The organism is Syntrophomonas curvata, assembly GCF_052976825.1.
The window spans coordinates 3,139,509-3,159,227 of sequence record NZ_CM129641.1 but is presented as its reverse complement, the minus strand read 5'-3'; the positions used below and the strand labels follow the sequence as shown (position 1 = coordinate 3,159,227).

The 19,719-nt window shown below is 47.0% G+C and carries 20 protein-coding genes and 2 tRNA genes; 17 read left to right on the top strand and 5 right to left on the bottom strand.

Going from position 1 to position 19,719, the window contains the following annotated elements:
* Positions 1-10 precede the first annotated feature (10 nt).
* Positions 11-87 (top strand) — tRNA-Asp (locus ACU70B_RS14690).
* A 69-nt stretch (positions 88-156) separates the two neighbouring features.
* On the opposite strand, the gene ACU70B_RS14685 is transcribed toward ACU70B_RS14690, so the two are convergent.
* Positions 157-1,383 carry an AIPR family protein gene (locus ACU70B_RS14685; protein ID WP_447184259.1) on the bottom strand — a complete coding sequence of 409 codons (1,227 nt, stop codon included), beginning with the start codon at positions 1,381-1,383 and terminating at the stop codon, positions 157-159.
* 115 nt (positions 1,384-1,498) lie between these two features.
* Between ACU70B_RS14685 and ACU70B_RS14680 the strand changes: the two genes are divergently transcribed.
* From ACU70B_RS14680 to ACU70B_RS14630, 11 genes are all read left to right on the top strand, one after another.
* Positions 1,499-1,816, top strand: a complete 318-nt coding sequence (locus tag ACU70B_RS14680; RefSeq protein WP_447184258.1) for an XRE family transcriptional regulator — start codon at positions 1,499-1,501, stop codon at positions 1,814-1,816.
* Positions 1,817-2,089: 273 nt separating this feature from the next.
* Positions 2,090-2,164 (top strand) — tRNA-Gly (locus ACU70B_RS14675).
* 242 nt (positions 2,165-2,406) lie between these two features.
* On the top strand, positions 2,407-2,619 hold the full coding sequence (locus ACU70B_RS14670; protein ID WP_447184257.1) for an acyl-CoA carboxylase biotin carboxyl carrier protein subunit: 213 nt from the start codon (positions 2,407-2,409) through the stop codon (positions 2,617-2,619).
* Between the two features lie 231 nt (positions 2,620-2,850).
* On the top strand, positions 2,851-3,732 hold the full coding sequence (locus ACU70B_RS14665) for a biotin--[acetyl-CoA-carboxylase] ligase (RefSeq protein ID WP_447184256.1): 882 nt from the start codon (positions 2,851-2,853) through the stop codon (positions 3,730-3,732).
* Between the two features lie 311 nt (positions 3,733-4,043).
* Positions 4,044-4,184, top strand: a complete 141-nt coding sequence (scfA, locus tag ACU70B_RS14660) for a six-cysteine ranthipeptide SCIFF (protein WP_447184255.1) — start codon at positions 4,044-4,046, stop codon at positions 4,182-4,184.
* Between the two features lie 70 nt (positions 4,185-4,254).
* Positions 4,255-5,649: a thioether cross-link-forming SCIFF peptide maturase gene (scfB, locus tag ACU70B_RS14655; protein ID WP_447184254.1), complete on the top strand. Its 1,395-nt coding sequence runs from the start codon at positions 4,255-4,257 to the stop codon at positions 5,647-5,649.
* Positions 5,650-5,720: 71 nt separating this feature from the next.
* Positions 5,721-7,064, top strand: coding sequence for a peptidoglycan DD-metalloendopeptidase family protein (locus ACU70B_RS14650; RefSeq protein ID WP_447184253.1), 1,344 nt, complete (start codon positions 5,721-5,723; stop codon positions 7,062-7,064).
* A 69-nt stretch (positions 7,065-7,133) separates the two neighbouring features.
* Positions 7,134-8,039, top strand: coding sequence for a thioredoxin-disulfide reductase (gene trxB / locus ACU70B_RS14645; protein ID WP_447184252.1), 906 nt, complete (start codon positions 7,134-7,136; stop codon positions 8,037-8,039).
* A gap of 71 nt (positions 8,040-8,110) precedes the next feature.
* The gene (locus tag ACU70B_RS14640; protein ID WP_447184251.1) at positions 8,111-8,953 is read left to right on the top strand and encodes a gluzincin family metallopeptidase; all 843 of its coding nucleotides are present in this window, start codon (positions 8,111-8,113) and stop codon (positions 8,951-8,953) included.
* A gap of 18 nt (positions 8,954-8,971) precedes the next feature.
* Positions 8,972-10,225, top strand: a complete 1,254-nt coding sequence (gene murA, locus ACU70B_RS14635; RefSeq protein WP_447184250.1) for a UDP-N-acetylglucosamine 1-carboxyvinyltransferase — start codon at positions 8,972-8,974, stop codon at positions 10,223-10,225.
* Positions 10,226-10,408: 183 nt separating this feature from the next.
* Positions 10,409-11,482: a S1C family serine protease gene (locus ACU70B_RS14630; RefSeq protein WP_447184249.1), complete on the top strand. Its 1,074-nt coding sequence runs from the start codon at positions 10,409-10,411 to the stop codon at positions 11,480-11,482.
* A gap of 99 nt (positions 11,483-11,581) precedes the next feature.
* Here ACU70B_RS14630 and ACU70B_RS14625 read toward each other — a convergent pair whose 3' ends face one another.
* Positions 11,582-12,124, bottom strand: a complete 543-nt coding sequence (locus ACU70B_RS14625) for a hypothetical protein (RefSeq protein ID WP_447184248.1) — start codon at positions 12,122-12,124, stop codon at positions 11,582-11,584.
* A gap of 279 nt (positions 12,125-12,403) precedes the next feature.
* A complete protein-coding gene (locus ACU70B_RS14620; RefSeq protein WP_447184247.1) occupies positions 12,404-12,787 on the bottom strand; it encodes an Ig-like domain-containing domain in 384 nt (127 codons plus the stop codon).
* 226 nt (positions 12,788-13,013) lie between these two features.
* Between ACU70B_RS14620 and rlmH the strand changes: the two genes are divergently transcribed.
* From rlmH to asnS, 4 genes are all read left to right on the top strand, one after another.
* Positions 13,014-13,493 carry a 23S rRNA (pseudouridine(1915)-N(3))-methyltransferase RlmH gene (rlmH, locus tag ACU70B_RS14615; protein WP_447184246.1) on the top strand — a complete coding sequence of 160 codons (480 nt, stop codon included), beginning with the start codon at positions 13,014-13,016 and terminating at the stop codon, positions 13,491-13,493.
* Positions 13,494-13,886: 393 nt separating this feature from the next.
* Positions 13,887-14,717, top strand: coding sequence for a methyl-accepting chemotaxis protein (locus tag ACU70B_RS14610; protein WP_447184245.1), 831 nt, complete (start codon positions 13,887-13,889; stop codon positions 14,715-14,717).
* Between the two features lie 226 nt (positions 14,718-14,943).
* On the top strand, positions 14,944-15,411 hold the full coding sequence (locus tag ACU70B_RS14605; RefSeq protein ID WP_447184244.1) for a GNAT family N-acetyltransferase: 468 nt from the start codon (positions 14,944-14,946) through the stop codon (positions 15,409-15,411).
* 156 nt (positions 15,412-15,567) lie between these two features.
* Positions 15,568-16,962: an asparagine--tRNA ligase gene (asnS, locus tag ACU70B_RS14600; protein WP_447184243.1), complete on the top strand. Its 1,395-nt coding sequence runs from the start codon at positions 15,568-15,570 to the stop codon at positions 16,960-16,962.
* A gap of 59 nt (positions 16,963-17,021) precedes the next feature.
* Here the strand turns inward: asnS and ACU70B_RS14595 are convergent, their stop codons facing one another.
* Complete coding sequence (locus ACU70B_RS14595) at positions 17,022-17,303, bottom strand: hypothetical protein (RefSeq protein ID WP_447184242.1); 282 nt, start codon at positions 17,301-17,303, stop codon at positions 17,022-17,024.
* On the bottom strand, positions 17,303-17,509 hold the full coding sequence (locus ACU70B_RS14590; RefSeq protein WP_447184241.1) for a CDGSH iron-sulfur domain-containing protein: 207 nt from the start codon (positions 17,507-17,509) through the stop codon (positions 17,303-17,305). Before ACU70B_RS14590 ends, ACU70B_RS14595 begins: the two co-directional genes overlap by 1 nt.
* Positions 17,510-17,779: 270 nt before the next feature.
* Here ACU70B_RS14590 and ACU70B_RS14585 point away from each other — a divergent pair, with 270 nt between their 5' ends.
* Positions 17,780-19,600, top strand: a complete 1,821-nt coding sequence (locus tag ACU70B_RS14585) for a sigma 54-interacting transcriptional regulator (protein WP_447184240.1) — start codon at positions 17,780-17,782, stop codon at positions 19,598-19,600.
* The last annotated feature ends 119 nt before the right edge of the window (positions 19,601-19,719 follow it).

Below are 19,719 nucleotides of genomic sequence, written 5' to 3'. Positions count from 1 at the left end.
TTTAATTCGCGGAGCCGTGGTGCAGCGGTTTAGCATATCGGCCTGTCAAGCCGAAGATCGCGGGTTCAAATCCCGTCGGCTCCGCCATTACGAATGACCCTTAAGTGGTCATAAGGACAAAAACAGGTTGGTACAATACCAACCTGTTTTTTTGTGTTATTTTTTACTTTTTTGCTTTAGTAGCTTTCTAAGACTTTGTGTTTCAACAATGCGATAGTTTGATAGCCATAGAGGCTTGTCCTTTCCTGCGAGCTGGGGATTTGAAAAAGATTCAAACGTGTTTTGAGCTAAGCTCACTCCAACGTCATTCCATATTTCAATGGGATTAAAGAGCCACGATACCTCTCCGGTTTCACTATCAAACTGCAGCAGACTCCTAAAAGCTCCAAAAATCGGGTAGATATATCCCGTAGAAGTCTTGTATTGCATCTCGTTCTTCAGAAAAAAAGAATTGAAGGATTGACTCTCTCCATTTTCTTTTTCACTAGGCTCTATGCCGCGAACCCGCCCAAATCTAGGAATTGCAACACCCTGAGCTATTTTGTACTCCTTGTATTTTTCTGAGATTTCTCGCTCAATCGTATCATATAATAATACCAAATCAGGGATATGTTTCACTAATGACAAATAAAGTGGAGAATCGCAAGCGGCTTTATAACGTTTAAATACCTGCGCCTTTCCTGAATAACTCTGAATCGGAGCAGATGAGTCATCGGGAAAACTTTCAATATCAAAAGCATACATTAAACGAAGTAGCTCTGCTATGCCGATTTCCTTGTTTTCATTATCCTTGTATGCAATCATATTTGCATATGGCTGATTTTGAATAGATTTTTTAATATTCTCAAACTTATCGTCCAAGTTAAAAAGCGCAATATCCGTTACCTGTACAGACGTATTTCTTGCATCTGACAATCGTGTGACATTCTGAACATTGGTGATTACTTCCATACGCACATATTTTTCAATATCATTTGGAATTTTACTCCGCTGATCAATGATGGCTTTGTATGTATGCCCACCATCAAGGATGCCGAACAGACTCCTGTCGCTATCTTCGGATTGATCCCCTAAATCAACAGTAACAATTGAACTTGCGGAGTCGAATGCAAGTGATTTGGCTGAAATAACAATACCGCGATTGTTTAGATAAAAGTCCGTTTCAGGCTCCACGACCGCAGCCCTAAGGTTCTTAGCTGGATTGGTGGTCATTTTGGGAACACGAGGGTTCACATCCATAGGAATGTTAACAGGTAAATCCTTCATGTTTACCAGAAGGTAATAGATTGTTTCGAATGTGCTTTCGTCTTCATCATCTTTACTATAAGGTGAAGCAAGTGTACGTAGCGCTCGAACTCGAAATTTTAATGTGTCTTTTTTCATAGGTTGTCCTCCTAAGTAGTTTTTTTACACGAAAGCTATTGCTTTGTGTTTGATTTTATATTATCATGGATACAACATATTTCAATGCACCATGGTGCATATTAAGGACTGGGAAATGGCAGAGAAAAAAGAGTATAGTCGCCTATTGGTTGATATCGGAACAATGTTAGCAGAAAAGCGCAAATTACTTGGAAAGCCTTATCACAGTAGAGAAAGCTTTATTGAGAAACGAAGTGCAGAAATTTTCAACAACGTTCCTTGGATTTCTCAAAGACACTTGGCAAACCTTGAGCGAGGGAAAAACTGGATTAGTGTTGAATTGCTTATACATCATGCTTACGCTTTGGAAATGGATCCTATGGATTTATTTAGGGAAATATTAGAGGTATACAATTCGTCGGCCACTAACCTTCCACTAACTATGGAAGGTTAGTGGCCGTATTTAGCTTTGTAATATTCATCTGTTTACTGCCGGTTTTCCTTATTTCATGCGGGTTTGAGAGTTTGTCCTTATGAACGCTCGCACTAGCAGGCTGCGCCTGCATGCAATTCGCGCTCCTCACAATGTGGGGAGCCGTTTTGTTTATGCCCGCGCCGAGGTCTGCATCTAAATCGAGCAAATAACACATTTGTTTTATGCCTCCAGTAATTGCTTTCAAGGGGGCAGGTTGACTCCGGTCTTCATCTGTTATAAAATAACTTTGGTGCGGGAGTAGCTCAGTGGTAGAGCACCGGCTTCCCAAGCCGGGTGTCGAGGGTTCGAACCCCTTTTCCCGCTCCATTATTATGTGTGAAGCACATATCGTTGTCCTTGTGAGGGGTCCATTATTAGTGAGTCTTAGTTCACAGCTGTGTTCCCGAGAAAATTATAAGTAATATGCCAAAAGCCATAAACGTTGTTTATGGCTTTTGGCATATGTATGCGTGGATGGGTAGCAATATGGGCTGGGGATAATCAGACTATGAGGATTTTTTACCGGATTTGGGGAAAGATATTTCAAAAATTAATGGAGGTTAAAAGCAATGGCAAACTTTGAGAGCCCTTTATCCGGAAAAATATTGGAGCTTAATCTAAAAGCAGGCCAAAAAGTTAATGAAGATGATGAAGTAATCGTTATCGAAGCTATGAAGATGGAAAACCCTATCTATTGTCCGTTCTCTGGTACAGTCAAAGAAATCAGGGTTAAAGTCGGAGACCAAGTAAGCGAAGGGGATGTATTGGCCATAATTGAGTAGGCGGCTTTTCAGCCCGCAGCATTTATGGCCGATACTATTATTTATAGCGGTAGTTACCGCTACCGCTATCGCACTGGCTAAACTGATTATTAATGTAGTAGCGGATTAATTTCCTTTAAAGCTGGTTTGGCTTATAATTGCTACAGAGTACATCACCTTATATTTAAAAGGAAGTGTTATGAGAAAGGTTTCTCTCTTTCTATGGGTGATGTTGAAGCAGGGGTGGTTAATTTGCCAGACAAGTTTAATAATAACCAAAATTTTAACTCCCCAATCCGCTGCTGGGTGCGAAGCGCTGCTGCTGATGCTTTTAAAATCCGATTCTACCAGGGGCGGGTCATACAATTGGCAGGAAAGACTATCTACCATTATGACCAGCTATCTTCTACCAACTCGATTGCCCGGCTAATGACCGCCAGTGGCGCCGGTGAAGGGACTATGGTAATGAGCGAATCCCAGAGCAGAGGCAAAGGCAGGCGCAGTCGCTATTGGGAGTGCCCGCCGGGTAGGGGGATTCTGGTGTCGATAATTTTGCGGCCCTCCATTGCCATTAGGGAGATACCGCACCTTACCTTGCTGGCCGGGGTATCGGTGGCAGAAAGCCTGTGCAGAATAAGTGGGTGTAACGCAGGCATCAAATGGCCTAATGATATCATTATAGACGGGCAAAAGGTTTGCGGTATCCTGGCGGAGAGCATGACTTCCAAGAGCTATGGACCGGCGGTTATTATTGGCGTAGGTATAAATGTGAATCAGGAGCAGTCCGAACTGCCCCCGGATTGCCGTAAAACGAGCACTTCGTTAAAGATCAAGACCGGTAATGATCTGCCCCGGCTTAGAATTCTCCGGGAGTTTATCAACAGTTGGGATGAACATTACCGATGTTTTTTAGATTCGGGGTCCCAATACGTGAAAGATAAATGGTTAACGTACAACCATACATTGGGGCGAAGGGTAACTGTCAATCGGGGTTCAGATTCGGTTTCGGGTCAGGCGGTAGCTATAAGTGACAATGGCGGTCTGCTGGTTCGATTAGCAGATGGTGAAATAAGGGAATTTATGGCTGATGATGTCACCTTGGGGAGAAGCTTTTATAGTATTGCCGACCTTTAAGAACCGGTGTCTTAAACCTGGCTTGAAACGGGATACCAGAATAATCCAGGCATAGCACCCAGCGAGTCCTTGGCAGCAAGAGCGTCTTATGAAGAGCTTATCTGCAGATAACGCACCGGAACAGGCCTTTACAATAAGGAAAGAAATAAGATATAATGCAGGGGACGGAAATAAAAGCCATTTTAAAGGCTATTTAACCGCCTTGGTTCATTAAATTGTTACATTCGGCATATCTTTTAATAATTTAATAGAAAGTTGGCAGAACGGGTGCTTACAGCCTGCACCCGGCTATTTAAATGGGAGGTTGGATAATGAAAAAACACATCGTTACGGTGGTAAAAGCAAACCTTAAACGTGATGGGGAAATCAATTGTCGTGAATGTGCCACTTCTTGCCAGTCAGCCTGCAAGACTTCCTGTACGGTTGGCAATCAGGTATGCCGTAAGCAGTAATTCACATGAGGATGGGGGCAGAGCCCCTTTTTTTATGCACTGATACTGATACAGGGAGAGGAGAAAAAAGGTGTACCGACTGGCCAGCTATGATTTTGCCGCCCATATTCATTTATATCGCTGGAAAGAACTCAATATTTTATTGGACGTAAATAGCGGCGCCATTCATGTTATCGATGAAACGGCCTGCGAATTTATAAATAGCCTCATTCACCATCAGGGGGATTTTTATCTGGCCACGGAGGACTGCAGCGCACGTCATCCTTCTTCAGAGGTTATGGAAGTTGCCGGTGAAATAATGGCTCTATATGAAGAGGGAGAAATTTTTACCGCGGAAGAAAAAATAGCCCTGGATCTTTCAGTTCTGCCGTTAAAGGCATTATGCCTTAACGTAGCTCATGCCTGTAATATGAAATGCAGCTATTGTTTCGCCCGGCAGGGTGACTTTGGAATGAAACCGGCTCTGATGAGCTTTGATGTGGGTAAAAAGGCTTTTGATTTTCTTATACGGAGCAGTGGTCAGGTCAAAAACCTGGAGATTGATTTCTTTGGGGGTGAGCCGCTGCTAAATTTCGAAGTAGTCAAGGGTCTGGTTCTGTATGGACGCAGGCTGGAAGAGGAAGCCGGCAAGCATTTTAATTTTACCCTGACCACTAATTCACTGCTGCTGGACGAAAGAATAAGGAATTTTATAATCGAACATGATGTTGCTGTAATTTTAAGCCTGGATGGAAGACCTGAGACCAATGACCGTCACCGTATCCTTAATAATGGTGAGGGAAGTTATGCCATGGTGCTGCCCCACATCAGGCAAATGGTAGCCTGCAACCCGGCAAGCTATTATATCCGAGGCACGTTTACCCGGCACAATCTTGACTTTGTCGAAGATTTGCGCCACATCGTTGATCTTGGTTTTAATAACCTTTCTTTGGAACCCGCCATTGGAGCCGACAGCCCTTACGCCATACAGGAGCAGGATCTGCCCCGGGTGCTTAAGGAATATGAGAACCTGACCGAAACCCTGCTGGAGTATCATCGCAGTGGCAGGGATATTCATTTTTTCCATTATAATCTGAATCTGCAGCAGGGTCCCTGTCTGGCCAAACGCCGCAGCGGATGCGGGGCCGGGGTGGACTATCTGGCTGTTACCCCGGAGGGTGATATTTACCCCTGCCACCAGTTTATCGGGGAAAAGCAATTTTATATGGGCAATGTCGGCAGCGGCTTGCTTGACCGTAATGTCCGGCGCAGCTTTCAAACTAATCATCTGGAAAATAAAGCCCGGTGCAGGCAGTGCTGGGCTCGAAACTTTTGCGGCGGGGGCTGCCACGCCAATAATTTTTTCAGCAATGGCAGTATTGCCGTTCCGGCGGAAATTTCCTGCACTATGCATAAGAAACGAATAGAGGGCGCTATCTACCAGGATTTACACAAAAGGGTAGATGAGAACCAAAATTTTAGGTGATGAAGGAGGATTTATGTAGAAACAAATAGAAAATAAATGCGAAGTAAAAAAATAAAACATGGAGCAGAATTATGATAGATTATATACGACAGAATAAGACTTGTTTGCCGGCAGTGGCTGTAATTACGGTTTTGCTTGTAGGTCTGATCTGGTTGTTGGGGATAAGAACGCCGGGTTACACGGTGTACATAAACGGTAAAAATGAATTTGCCATCAAGCACAAGGCTGATTTGGCAAAGGCGATAAATGGGATTGAAAGAGTTAAAGAAAAAATTTGTTCTCAGGATCTGGAGTTGGCAACCCAGGTGGAATGCAAAAAGGGTTTGGTCAGTCGCGCAGGGCTTTTGTCTCCCGATGAGGCTCAAAAGAAGCTGGCCGCAGTGCTGGAGTTTAAGGTTCCTGGCGCCGCCATTATGGTCAATGGCAAGGCTGTTGCCTATGTGGAAAGCAAGGCTTCAGCCAACAGCCTGCTGGAAAAGCTGAAAAAGGAATACGGTCAACCGGAAGCAGGGGAAAAGGTGGTAGATGTTTCTTTTGCCGAGAAGGTTAGCGTTAAAGAAGAAAAAATACCGGCTAAAAGGCTGATGTCGGCGGATAAGGCCTTCGATCTTATTTGTACCGGAACCAGCAACCCGGAAAAGTATATAGTCAAGGAAGGCGATAACCTTTGGCTTATTGCCCGGCGTAATGATATGTATGTGGCGGACATAGTTAAAGCCAACCGCCTGACCACGGAGAATCTGCAATTAGAGCAGGAGTTAATCCTGGTTAAAAGCAAACCGTACATAAATGTTGTCACCCAGGTGGAAGGGGAGAAGATAGAGCAGATACCATTTCAGACCGAAGTGCTGGTGGACAAGAACTTTCCCCGCAGTATCCGGGTGAAAACCGAGGGGCAAAACGGAGAAAAACACATAGTATATAAAGCGAGCAAACGCAACGGCTTAATCGAAAAAACCGATATAATCGAAGAAAAGATATTGAAACAGGCGGTTAACAAGGTTATAGTCAAGGGAACCCAGGTAACCATGGTGGCTTCCCGTGGCGGCGGCGGTTCAGGCTCACTGGATTGGCCTACTTACGGCCCCATCACCCAGTATTTTAAGGGCAGTGCCCATACCGGGGTCGATATCGGGGGCAAAACCGGTCAGGCAATCAGGGCTGCCGATTCCGGTTATGTCAGCTTTGCCGGCTATCAGGGTGGATATGGCAAATTTGTCATAGTTAATCACGGCAATGGAATTGTTACCCGTTATGCCCATTGTAGCTCCATAAACGTATCTACCGGACAGAAGGTAGGTAAAGGCGAGACTATTGCCGCCTTGGGCTCAACCGGTAGAAGTTCCGGTCCTCATTTGCATTTCGAGGTGCTGGTTAACGGCTCTTTCACTAACCCGCTTAATAGCTTGCGCTAATGATGTTAAACCCTGGCCGGCAGTGTCAGGGTTTTTCTAATTATTTTTGGTATGAAAGGAGGAAGGTCTGTGTATGATGTAATAATTATTGGTGGTGGACCAGCCGGTCTTACCGCCGCTATTTATACCGGCAGGGCCAAGCTCAAGACCCTGGTGCTGGAATCCGCCATGCTGGGTGGAAATGCCGGGCAGACCGATCAGATTGATAATTATCCGGGTTTCCCCTTTGGCATAAATGGCGCTGATTTGATGGAAAACTTCTTAAAGCAGGCGCAGCGCTTTGGAGCTGAGTGGAGGTTGGAGGAAGTAACCGGTATCGAGGAATCGCCTGGGGGCAAAAGGGTCGTCACCAGTCAGGGTGAATACCTGGCACGCGCCATTATTATTACGGTAGGGGCCAGGCGTCGGGAACTGGAAGTCGAAGGGGAAAAGGAATTTCTGGGCCGCGGTGTGTCTTACTGCGCTACCTGTGACGGAGCCTTTTTTCATAATGCTCCGGTCGCAGTGGTAGGGGGGGGGGACTCGGCGGTGAAAGAAGCGCTCTATCTGGCAGATTTAGCTTCCCGGGTTTACTTGATTCACCGCCGGGAGAGCTTTAGGGCTAACCAGACCGCAGTTGATAAAATGCTTGCCAGTGACAAGATTGAACTGAAGTTAAACCAGGTGGTTAAACAGGTTACCGGTGATGGCATGATGCAGAACGTTATCCTGCAGGATGTAAACAGCGGGGCCGAAGAGAGCCTGCAGGTAGAAGGGCTGTTTGTCAGCATCGGGCTGGTGGCGGCGGCTGATTTTATTGAAGAACTGCTGGCAACTGAAAACGGTTACATAGTCACAGACGAGATTATGGCTACATCAGTGCCCGGGATATTTGCGGCCGGAGACATCAGGGCCAAAACCGCCAGACAGGTAGCTACTGCTGTCGGTGACGGGGCTTTGGCAGGAATAGCCGTTACTGAATATTTGAAGGAATAGAGCCACTATTTGCTTTCCCCTCCGAAATCTCACCCATAGTATAATGGGGGACAGAGGGGAGAGAGATATATATGTTGGGGATTAAAACAGCGGTTTCAGCTAAAAACCTGGGGCTGGTTCTTATCCTGATCCTGGTGGTAATATTGCTGGTAAGCAGGAACAGCCAGTCTTTGATGCGTTTTATGGTGGGACAGGAAATAAATTTAAAGACCGCTGATTTCGACCACTATCAGAGTGAACATTATGATATTAAGTATACCTCCATAGACCAGCCCTATGTGAAACTTATAGCTGCTGCGGCTGAAGGGGCCTATGATTCGGTAAGCGCCGCCTTTGGCATCGAACCGGCCCGCCGGACAGTGATTGTGGTTTATCCGGACAGCAGCAGTCTGTCCAAGAGCTTCGGCTGGGATAAAGATGCCAATGCCATGGGTGTATACTGGGCAGGCTCCATTCGGATTCTATCACCCCGGGAGTGGTTGCCGGAGGATGATATGCAGCTTTACTTTGCCCGGGAGGGGCCCATGGTTCACGAATTTGCCCATCTCATGGTTGACGAAATGAGCCGGGGCAATTATAATCGCTGGTGGACAGAAGGTATGGCTCAGTATGTTGAAAAAAAGATAACCGGTTTTGAGTTTTCCAGCCCTTTTGCGGATGGCAAAGACTTTGAGTACTACCAGCTGAAACAATTAGGCAAACACTTTGATGAGTTGGATCAGTCCATTGCCTATTGGGAATCATTGCAGGCAGCAGAGTATATCGCCCATCAGTACGGTGAGAAGAGCCTGTTTGCAATTACGCAGCAATTGGGACACGGTAAAAGCCTGGAACAGGCCATTGAAAATGTTTTGGCCGTATCCTATACCGAATGGGAAGATAAATTTTACCGGCACATAGCCCATAACGCTTAACAAGAGGTGTAAATCTTAATGGATACATTGATAATTGACGGGGGGAACCCCCTTTACGGACGGGTACGGGCCAGCGGTGCGAAAAATGCCGGGCTGGTTATAATGGCCGCGAGTATTATGGCTGACGGCGAAACTATACTGGATAATCTGCCCCGGATTCGTGATGTTGAGGTAATGATAGAGATACTGAACGGCATAAATGTTGATACACGTTGGAACGAGGACGGCAGTCTGTCTATTTGCTCATCACCAGGCGGAATTAAGAATCACACTTGCTATGAGCTGAGTAAATTGCTGCGTGCCTCTAACCTTTTTCTGGGGGCTATGCTGGGACGTTTAAAAGAGGCTACGGTCTCTCTGCCCGGTGGTTGTGATATTGGTTCACGGCCTATGGATCTGCATATCAAAGGAATTCAGGCCCTGGGGACGGAAGTGATTATTGAGCACGGGTATATATTCGCCCGGGCCGTAAATTCAAAGGGAGCCCGGATTTATCTGGATTTTCCCAGTGTGGGTGCTACTGAAAACATAATGATGATGGCAGCTAAAACCCCAGGCTTAAGCATAATTGAAAATGCGGCTAAAGAGCCTGAAATAGTCGACCTGGCAAACTTTTTGAACTCCATGGGGGGAAGAATCAGGGGGGCCGGAACCGATGTCATCAAGATTGAAGGGGTAGAACGGCTCAGGGCTTGCCGCTACGCTATTATACCGGATCGGATCGAAGCCGGTACCTACATGGTAGGGGCAGCTATTTCCGGTGGTGAAGTATTGGTGGAGAATGTAATCCCCACCCATTTGCACCCTATTGTTGCCAAACTCCAGGAAACCGGAGCCCATGTCAGCGAAATGGATGGGGGCATTCTGGTTAGGGCTGGCGAAAAAGTGCTGCCGGTTGATATTAAAACCCTGCCCTATCCGGGTTTTCCCACGGACATGCAGTCCCAAATGATGGCCTTGTTATCATTGAGTCAGGGCTCCAGTGTAATTGTGGAGAACGTCTTTGAAAACCGTTTTCAGATAGTTGATGAACTGAAGCGCATGGGCGCCAATATAAAAGTAGAGGGTCATACCGCCGTGGTAGAGGGGGTTCGTACCCTTTATGGAGCCCGGGTGAAGGCTACTGACTTGCGGGCCGGAGCGGCACTGGTACTGGCCGGTCTGGTAGCCCGGGGCGAGACCATAATAGAGGATGCTATTCATATTTTTCGGGGTTATGAAAACATAGCCAGTAAACTGCGTGACCTTGGCGCCAGGGTTAAAGAACAATAAAGAACAATATAATATGGAACTTAGAGGGCACTGGTTTTGAGAAAAGGGCAAAAGCCCATTCCCTAAAACCGGCGTCCTTTTGTTTTATTTGGAAGATATTTAACCGTATAATAAAGGACCGGGCGATAGAAAATATGACTGCTTCCTAATCATTTTAAAAATAAAGGGTCAAGGAGGAATTATGTGAACAGGCAGGCAGTCAGGGGCATTTTATGCTTTTTGCTTTTCTTCGGCATTGGTTTAAGCGCCATAGCCGTATTCGACTATAAGCCGCCTTCCAGTAAACCTATGGCCGGGGAGGAAAAAGCGGCGGTAAATGGCACGATAAGTAAAGTGGCCGCGGCAGTCAGCCCATCAGTGGTGGGGATAACCAACCTGAGCCGGGATGGCGACCTGTTCAATCAACGCAGTATCGAGAAAACCGGCTCGGGAGTAATTATTGATTATGAGGGCTACATTGTCAGCAATAACCATGTGGTTAAAGACGCCCAGCGCCTGATAGTAACCCTGGCTGATGGGACGGAAAAAGAAGCGGAGCTTATCGGAACCGACCCCCGTACTGATCTGGCCCTGATTAAAATACAGGTAAACCGGAAGGTTACGCCGGTACGGTTTGGTGATTCCGACCAACTGGTAGTTGGGCAGGAGGTCGTAGCTATCGGTAACCCGTTGGGGTTAAGATTTGCCCGTTCGGTTACGGCTGGCATAGTAAGCGGTTTGAACCGTTTGCTGACTACTGAAGAGGGTTTTACCTTCCGCCTCATTCAGACTGATGCCGCAATTAACCCGGGCAACAGCGGAGGCGCCCTGGTAAATCTGGACGGCCAACTGATAGGCATCAATACGGTCAAGATAGCAGCCGAAGGCTTTGAAGGCATGGGATTTTCTATTCCTTCCAACCAGGTGAAAATGGTGATAGAGGATATTAAAAAACACGGCAAGGTTTTACGGCCTTTGTTGGGGATAAAGATAATTGGTGAGATCAGCCAGGATGAGGCGCGCTACTTCAATCTTCCGGCCAGGAGCGGGGTGGTGGTGGAGCCGACGAAAGGCGGTCCGGCTGATAAAACAGGCATCAAGCCCTATGATATAATAACCCGTTTGGATGGAGTAAAAATCGAAACCGCATCCCAACTGCAGGAGTTAATCTTCAGCAAGAAAATCGGACAGACGGTTAAGCTGGAATTGTTGAGATTACCCCGAAACCAGGCGGGCCAAGCTGAGATTAAGACTTTCAAGGTCAAGCTGGATAAATAAAGAAGGGGCAGTTGACAAGAAAAGTCCGGATAGCATGCGGGCTACAGCCTATCCGGACCTGGGGATGGAGTTGTTGGTTATAAAGTCTTGGCACCGGAGTTACTCTTCGATGGGGACAAATATCCTTCTTCTTCTGCCGGTTCTGAACTTAATGATAACGGTTCTGCACAGCTTTTCGCATGACCGGGACATCAGATGGGGATAAACAGCTACGGTAATTTCGGTGTTGGCAGCCAGTCGTCCTATTGGTTTAATAAATATCTTACGGCAGTCGGAAAAAGATCTGACCAGTCGGTAATCCCTACCCGGCACCAGACGTTGCATACCCTCCCATACCTGTATTTGTCTGCGGTTATGCATCCATACTGAGTGGTCAACTACATTCTTATCAAAAACCAGAGTAATAGTTCTGATCAAGGGCGAAACATGTCTTGAACCATCAGCAGGTATAGAACGGATAAAATTGAGGGGTTTTTCTCTGCGGCGTTTTTCCCAATGGTGCTTTTCCCAGTGGTAATCTTCCCCGTGGCAATTTTCCCAGTGGGGTTTTTCCCAATGGTGCTTTTCCCCGTGGCAATTTTCCCAGTGGGGTTTTTCCCAATGGTGCTTTTCCCCGTAGCAATTTTCTCTGTGGGGCATCATCACATTATACCTCCTTTACTTAACTTGGTGTATACTATGCGCGCGAACAATACCCGGTTACTCTGCATAACAGGTATATTATGGCAACAGAGCCACTGCGGTTAGGAGAAAGGTATAGCTAATGGTCCCACAGTATACATATCTATTAAATGGTGGTGGCAAATCTCAAAAAAATGTTTATGGAATAGACTGGGATATAGACATTCCTGTTACTTTCATTGGCATAATATTTGCAATGCAAAATTGTATTGAACAGCAGCCCGGGGAATCAATTGTCTCCTATTCCACAGGAATAATACCATTGCGGCCGGTTGTAAAGGATACCCGTACGGTTTCGCCCAATCTATGCCCTGCCCTGGATTTAAGATTGGGGCCGATGACGATGGTATATCTGGTATTGGCACGTAACCGGTTTACCGGTCTGACAAATATTTTACGGCGCTGGCTGAAATCGACCGTATCGCGAATCCTTGTAACCCGGACGGCTACTTGATTGGAGCCCCGAAACATTCTGATTTGGCTTTGGTTATTGGCCCAGACGGCATCATTGACCACGTTTCGGTTAAAAAACAGGGTGATCACTCTGAGCCCGGGGGACACATTATGTGATCCACGGGCAGGAATCGAACGTACAAATCTTAAGTCTCTTAAACCATTTGGCATTTTTATACCTCCTTTAATAGATTTGCTGTATACTATGCAAATAGGTAGCGCAAGGCTACTATATAATAAGGTAAATAATGGTTAACAGAAGGCGGAATGAAACTAAACCGTTGCCAGATTTGTCATAAATAAGGCAAAGCGAGCCTTTTTGATAATGGAATTGATTGGAACAACAACACTTTTATCCAGACAGGATGGTATACGATTTGCATAAGGTGGGACAGCTATGCGGTACCGCATTATATCGGTAGGAAAAATTAAAGAAGCCTTCTATTTAAATGGCGTCAAGGAATACCTGAAGAGAACGGAACCCTATGCCGGCATCGAATTGATTGATGGCCTGGAGGAAAAGACCAGTCCCCGGGCGGGGGAAAGCGAAATAAAAAAGATTCTTGCTAAAGAGGGGGAGCGAGTTTTAAAGCTGGTAGGCGAAGCTGATATCCTGGTAGCCCTAGATATCAGGGGCAGGAGCGTCAGCTCGGAAGCGTGGGCAAACCTGCTGCAGCAGTGCAACCTCTCGGGCAGGCCCCGGGTTGACCTGGTAATAGGGGGTTCCCATGGTCTGTCCCCGGAGGTAAGAAAAAGGGCCGACCACCGCATCTCCTTCTCCCCCATGACCTTCCCCCACCAGATGGCTGTCCTCATCCTCAGCGAACAGATCTATCGGGGGTTCAAGATACTCAATGGTGAGCCTTATCATAAGTGATTTTTCAGGGGGACGGGTTGGTGACAATATTTACCCTAATCCTCCTTTCATAGGTTTAATTGTTATATGCTCCAACTCTTAAAAAGGTTCGGTAAATCAGGGGTATGAATAAAAACAAATCATTGGCATGAAGACCCTGGATACAAAGGGTTTCCTTCTGCCACAATTTGTTACTTATTATAATATCTGCGCTCTTTTTTATTAAGGGTGCTGTCTAAGCCAAAACTCCTGCTGCCGGGGGAGGTGCCACTGTGATTAAGATGGTGTTTTAAAGTGGCATAAAAAATGCATACTGAATAGCTATCCAGGAATGAACTGAAATTTTATAGCTATAGAAAAACAACTGCCTGGTTTTGCTCGACAATGCAAATAAACATAATTGGAGTTGGTTTCATGGCAAGCAGGTTTCTCGATGCTATTCCATCTGTTGCCCGTACCCTGGTAGATATATTCCCGGGCGGTTTGGCGGTATTTGTTACCGATATGGAAAAAGTAACGGTTTCGGAAATTAACGGGTTTAAAAACGCGCTTCTCGAGGTTGGTCAGGTAGTGCGTAAAGGCTCGCCTTCGCATATGGTTTTTCAAAGCGGAAAACCGGTCGACTTTGAGATAGGCGATGACAGTCCATATGGGGAGGCTCTCCGGGTAATTGCCATTCCTTTGTTTGATGATGACCAGCCCGGCGAGTTGGCTGGATCTTTTGGCATTGCCATACCCCGCTACAGTGCGCATGAGCTCAGGCGCATTGCCCAAGCCTTTACCGGAGCTCTGACCGAAGTCTCCGCTGCCATTCAACAAACGGCTGCTGCCGCTGCCAACATAAGTGCGGTCGAGAAGAAGCTAAACGATAGTATAGTCAGCATCGGAGAATTGTCGGCCAGTATTGTTACAGTGCTTGACTCCATCAAGAGCATTGCCGGCCAGACCAAAATGCTGGGATTAAATGCTGCTATAGAGGCCGCCCGGGCAGGCGATGCCGGACGGGGTTTTGGGGTGGTGGCGGAGGAGATTCGCAAGCTATCCGAAGAATCCAAGACTACCGCTGAACAAATCCGCTTAATGACCCGCAATATCGAGCAGCGTATCGAAGAAGCAAATCAAGGTTCAGTATCGGCTCTGCGGGCAGCCGAAGAGCAGGGGGCAGCTACCGAGGAAATTGCTGCCAGTATTGAAGAGATGGTTACCCGATCTGAACAACTGACTAAGATAGCCCAGGCCCTTTAAGTTAAAAGTGCCAATACGGCGGTGGCTTTGGGGGAGCAAGACTACAGCGCATTAGCAGAATAGCGTGCAAATATCGAACATAGTCCCATTGCAAGGTTGTAAACTCTGGATGGGACTTTTGTATTTTGCCTGATCCTGACCGGAAGACCAGACCCTGATTAAATTGAATTGGGTTAGGCGGTCATAGGAGCTATAATTGGATAAGAGTACAAAAAGGGGGTGGGTTGTGACTGGACAAGTACGTTTACTAAACCAAGGTGAACTGGAAGGACTGCTGCACCTGTACAGATATTTGAATCCGGATGATCCGCTGCTTACAATGGATGAAGGGCTTCGGCAGTATGGGGACGCAATACTGGCAGATCCCGATTATTATTACTTCGTGATAGATGAAGACGGAATATTGGTTTCATCCTGTAATTTGACCATAATCAAGAACCTGACGCGGTCAGCGCGGTCTTACGCCTTGATTGAAAACGTTGTAACCCACCCGGCTTACCGTCAAAGGGGCTATGGAACGGCGGTATTAAAAAAAGCGGTTCAAACCGCCAAGGAACGGAATTGTTATAAAGTAATGCTCATGACCGGCAGGAAAGATGAAAACACATTAAGCTTTTATGAAAAAGCGGGATTTGATAAGGATGAGAAAACGGCATTTATAATCCGATGGGGCAACCTTAACCAGGATCAATAGCGGGCATCAAGTGCCCGTGGGTAAGCGCAGCATACTGGTTATTGCAGGCAGACATTAATATTAAAATTATATGGTACTTATTTTTAATAAAGCTGCAGATTTGCCATAATAAAACATAGACTACCTCATCATCCCAATGGACAAGGGGGGACTCATATGGAGAAAACCGTGGTGCGGCAGCTGGTAAGAGATACCGGACGCTATAGGGGACAGGAGATTGAAATCAGCGGATGGGTCAGAAGCAACCGGGATCAAAAATCCTTCGGATTCATAGCGCTTAATGACGGCACCCATTTCAATACCGTCCAGGTGGTATATGAAAAGGGGGCTTTGGGCAATTATGAGGAAATAGCCAGGTTCAGAGCCGGATCTGCAATAACGGTCAGAGGAATCCTGGTCGAGACTCCCCGGGCGAAACAGGCCTTTGAGATAAAGGCCCGGGAAGTAATCCTGGAAGGGGATGCTCCTGAAGATTACCCCATCCAGCCCAAGCGCCATACCCGTGAATTCTTGCGTGAAGTGGCACATTTGCGCCCCCGCACCAATTTATTCGCCGCCGTTTTCCGGGTGCGCTCACTGGCAGCCTTCGCTATCCACAAATTTTTCCAGGAGCGGGGATTCGTCTATGTCCATACCCCGATCATCACTGCCGGTGATGCCGAAGGCGCCGGGGAGATGTTCCGCATAACCACTCTGGACCCGCAAAAACCGCCGCTTAACGATACCGGAGAAGTTGACTTTAGGGAGGACTTCTTCGGCCGTCGTACCAATCTCACCGTCAGCGGGCAGTTGGAAGCGGAAGCTTTTGCCCTGGCCCTCAGGGATGTATATACTTTCGGGCCTACCTTCCGGGCTGAGAATTCCAATACTGTCCGCCATGCGGCGGAATTCTGGATGATTGAACCGGAAATTGCCTTTGCCGATCTGGCAGACGATATGCGGCTGGCGGAAGCCATGGTCAAATATGTAATCAGCTATATACTGGAGAAAGCCGGCGAAGAGGTCAAATTCTGCCATGATTTTGTTGATAAGGGACTGCAGGAGCGCCTGCAGAGCATTGTCAACCAGGAATTCGCCCGGGTAAACTACACCCGGGCAGTGGAAATCCTGCAAGAATCAGGAGAACGATTTGATTACCCGGCGGAGTGGGGCAGCGACCTGCAGACCGAGCATGAACGCTATTTAACAGAAAAAATATTTAAGCGTCCGGTATTTGTTACCGATTATCCCCAAGATATCAAGGCTTTCTATATGCGCTCGAATGATGACGGCAAAACAGTTGCTGCCATGGATCTACTGGTTCCGGGAGTGGGGGAATTAATCGGCGGCAGCCAAAGAGAGGAGCGGCTGGAGCTGCTGGAAAAAAGAATGGAAAATCTCCGGATGGATAAGGAAGAGCTCTGGTGGTATCTTGAGCTTAGAAAATATGGCGGAGTAAAGCACGCCGGCTTCGGACTGGGCTTTGAAAGGCTTATCATGTATTTGACCGGGGTGGGCAACATAAGAGATGTAATGCCATTTCCCCGCACCGTTAAATCCTGCGAGTTTTAGGAAATAAAGCGGGCTGAGGGCATGGTGCCCCACCCCCTCCCTTGACCTTGTGCTTCCGGTCACACCAGCGGGTCCATGACTTTGTTGTCACCTGGCACTTCCGAATGGGGCTTGCGGTTTGATTCCTGCAGCGCATATTCCTGTACGCTGCGAGGCAGGGAACTAAAGTCAACCGAGTGGCCCAACTTATCCCCGTCATAGTCGTCTACCAGTATCCAGCGGGCAAAACCCTGGTCTTTCCCAGGGCGTTCGGACAGAGCCATGGCTTCTCCGGTATTAAAAATTATGGTGTAGCGGTCGCGAAGATCAGGATTATCGTACACCCAGGCAATAGTTCGCATTAAAGGACACCTTCTGCTCGGCTGCAGGTCTTCATATGCCCTTTACTAATACCATCACAAAAGGGCATGTTTTCCGATTGGCCGCAACGGCACAACGCCACCGGTTCCTGGTGTGCGATGGTACTGCCTTCATCATCCACCAAGGCTGCATGCCCGGCGACGATGATGGGGCCCCGGTTAAGTATCTGAATCCTCACATCAGTCATGTCTGTCTCATCCTTTCGATGGTTTTTCTTAGCATATCCACCCTAATCTTAAAGCATGCAGGTGGATTGCTGAATCCAATTAATTTCCTCTGCATGCCAGAGTTTGGTAGCATGCAGGTGGCAGAAAAAGACATAAATATACATTAATACTTTGTGCTATAATTAACAAGTGAGAATATCCACAGCTGGAGGTGGCCTGAGTCCTTATTCGGCCGGTTGCGCCAAAATCTGGAGATGACGGTAGGCAATCGATATGAAAGGGGATTAGCGATGACTAATATGTGTATGACCAACCTGAGGGTTGCTGAAGCCATGAGCCGGAATTTCGGTACTGTTTGTCAGGATACGCCCGTTCATATAGTAGCTGACTTAATGCTCCAAAACCACTGGGGCGAAGCTTTAATTGTTAACCGTGATGGTATCCTGCAAGGGATTATTACCCAGGAGCATTTGGTTAAGAGTATTGCCAGGGGCGTATCTCAAGATATGCCTATAGAGGAAATCGGCTACGGCGATGTGATTACCACCAGTGACGAAGAAGAACTGGTGGATGCACGTGATGTTATGCGTCGATATCGGATAGGGCGCTTACCGGTGTTGGACAAATCCGGGGCAGTTATAGGCATGTTGACCGCCCGGGACGTCTGTAATGGGTTTTCCAGCAAACTGGAGATGCTGGGGGAACATATGTATGCGGTTATGGAGAACATTGCCGAGGCCATTCAGGTTATTACCTGTGAGGGGATAGTGTGTTTTTGGAATCAAGAGGCAGAAAGGCTGTTCGGAATTAAAGCGGATGAAATTGCCGGCCGAAAGCTGGCTGATTTTTTCCCGGATGACCTTTTGCTCAAGGTGATACACACCCTTGACACCTATCATAATGTTCCATGTGAGTTAAAAGAAGGTCAGTATGTGATGCGCAATGCTGTGCCCGTAATCCTTCCCAGCGGTGAAATTGTGGGGGCGGTCTGCACCACCCAGGACGTAACCCACTACCGTACCCTTATGGACCGACTGGATAAAGCTAATTCCAGGGTTAGAAACCTGGAGCGGATAATCGGTCTGAAGGAAGAGGAAAAGGAGAAATCGTTTTACACGGCGAACCCCAGGACCAGGCGGGTCTTGCTTCAGGCTCAAAAAGTGGCTCGTACCGATGCTACCGTTTTAATCCAGGGTGAAAGCGGAACCGGGAAGGAACTTATGGCCCGGGTTTTATACGAAAACAGTAAAAGAAACCGGCAGCCATTTATCGAGGTAAACTGCAGTGCCATTCCGGAAACCCTGTTTGAGAGTGAAATGTTTGGTTATGAATCCGGGACATTCACCGGAGCGCAGAAGAACGGCAAAAAGGGCAAATTTGAACTGGCTCAGGGGGGAACCATTTTTCTTGACGAAATTGGAGAATTGCCTCTGGAAATGCAGGCCAAACTGCTGCGGGTTCTACAGGAAAGGCGGTTTTACCGGGTGGGAGGTACCACTCCTATTAACTGTGACGTAAGGGTGGTAGCGGCTACCAATCAAAACCTTTATCAACTGGTTGAAAAAGGAAAATTCCGAAGCGATTTATACTATCGCCTTAATGTGGTAATCCTGGAGATACCTCCGCTTAGGCACAGAAAAGATGACATACCGGGGCTGGCCCGGCGTTTTCTAAAACAACTGGCCTTAGAATATGAACGGGCGATTGAGAAACTGGAAGAGGAAGTCATAGATATATTCATCAGTTATTCCTGGCCCGGTAATGTGCGACAGCTGCATAATCTACTGGAAAGCGTGGTCATTTTGGCCGAAGGAAGCAGGATCAGCAAAAAATCTCTGGAGGAGGCCGGAGTTCTGGAATTATTGCTTGATGGAACAGCAAGCCGTGATTCGAGAGAATCGGTTGAGGCGGCAGGCAATGGTTTGGAAGCATTGCCTGCCAGCCTGGATGATATGGTGGTAAAGCACGAGAAGGAAATGATCGTCAAGGCTCTGGAAAAATGCCGTAATAATAAGGCGGAAACCGCAAAGATGCTGGGAATACCACGCAGCACCCTTTATTACAAGTTAAAATCCCTGGGTATAACCCCAGGCAGGAACCTGGATCATTGAAATGACAAACCCGAACTCCATATTAATGATAGTGTCAGTTTCTTAAACAGTTTTTTAGGAAACTGACATTTTTTTATAATATTATGTACATTTCGTCACAACCTCCTGCCGACTATGAT

What these genes read in the sequence shown, in the direction of transcription:
- ACU70B_RS14680 (WP_447184258.1), top strand. Translation starts at nt 1,499, where the DNA reads ATGGCAGAGAAAAAAGAGTATAGTCGCCTATTGGTTGATATCGGAACA.
- ACU70B_RS14610 (WP_447184245.1), top strand. Translation starts at nt 13,887, where the DNA reads ATGGCAAGCAGGTTTCTCGATGCTATTCCATCTGTTGCCCGTACCCTG.
- ACU70B_RS14590 (WP_447184241.1), bottom strand. Translation starts at nt 17,509, where the DNA reads ATGACTGATGTGAGGATTCAGATACTTAACCGGGGCCCCATCATCGTC.
- ACU70B_RS14625 (WP_447184248.1), bottom strand. Translation starts at nt 12,124, where the DNA reads ATGATGCCCCACAGAGAAAATTGCTACGGGGAAAAGCACCATTGGGAA.
- ACU70B_RS14640 (WP_447184251.1), top strand. Translation starts at nt 8,111, where the DNA reads ATGTTGGGGATTAAAACAGCGGTTTCAGCTAAAAACCTGGGGCTGGTT.
- scfA (WP_447184255.1), top strand. Translation starts at nt 4,044, where the DNA reads ATGAAAAAACACATCGTTACGGTGGTAAAAGCAAACCTTAAACGTGAT.
- ACU70B_RS14595 (WP_447184242.1), bottom strand. Translation starts at nt 17,303, where the DNA reads ATGCGAACTATTGCCTGGGTGTACGATAATCCTGATCTTCGCGACCGC.
- murA (WP_447184250.1), top strand. Translation starts at nt 8,972, where the DNA reads ATGGATACATTGATAATTGACGGGGGGAACCCCCTTTACGGACGGGTA.
- ACU70B_RS14685 (WP_447184259.1), bottom strand. Translation starts at nt 1,383, where the DNA reads ATGAAAAAAGACACATTAAAATTTCGAGTTCGAGCGCTACGTACACTT.
- ACU70B_RS14620 (WP_447184247.1), bottom strand. Translation starts at nt 12,787, where the DNA reads ATGCCAAATGGTTTAAGAGACTTAAGATTTGTACGTTCGATTCCTGCC.
- ACU70B_RS14585 (WP_447184240.1), top strand. Translation starts at nt 17,780, where the DNA reads ATGACTAATATGTGTATGACCAACCTGAGGGTTGCTGAAGCCATGAGC.
- ACU70B_RS14650 (WP_447184253.1), top strand. Translation starts at nt 5,721, where the DNA reads ATGATAGATTATATACGACAGAATAAGACTTGTTTGCCGGCAGTGGCT.
- ACU70B_RS14670 (WP_447184257.1), top strand. Translation starts at nt 2,407, where the DNA reads ATGGCAAACTTTGAGAGCCCTTTATCCGGAAAAATATTGGAGCTTAAT.
- rlmH (WP_447184246.1), top strand. Translation starts at nt 13,014, where the DNA reads ATGCGGTACCGCATTATATCGGTAGGAAAAATTAAAGAAGCCTTCTAT.
- asnS (WP_447184243.1), top strand. Translation starts at nt 15,568, where the DNA reads ATGGAGAAAACCGTGGTGCGGCAGCTGGTAAGAGATACCGGACGCTAT.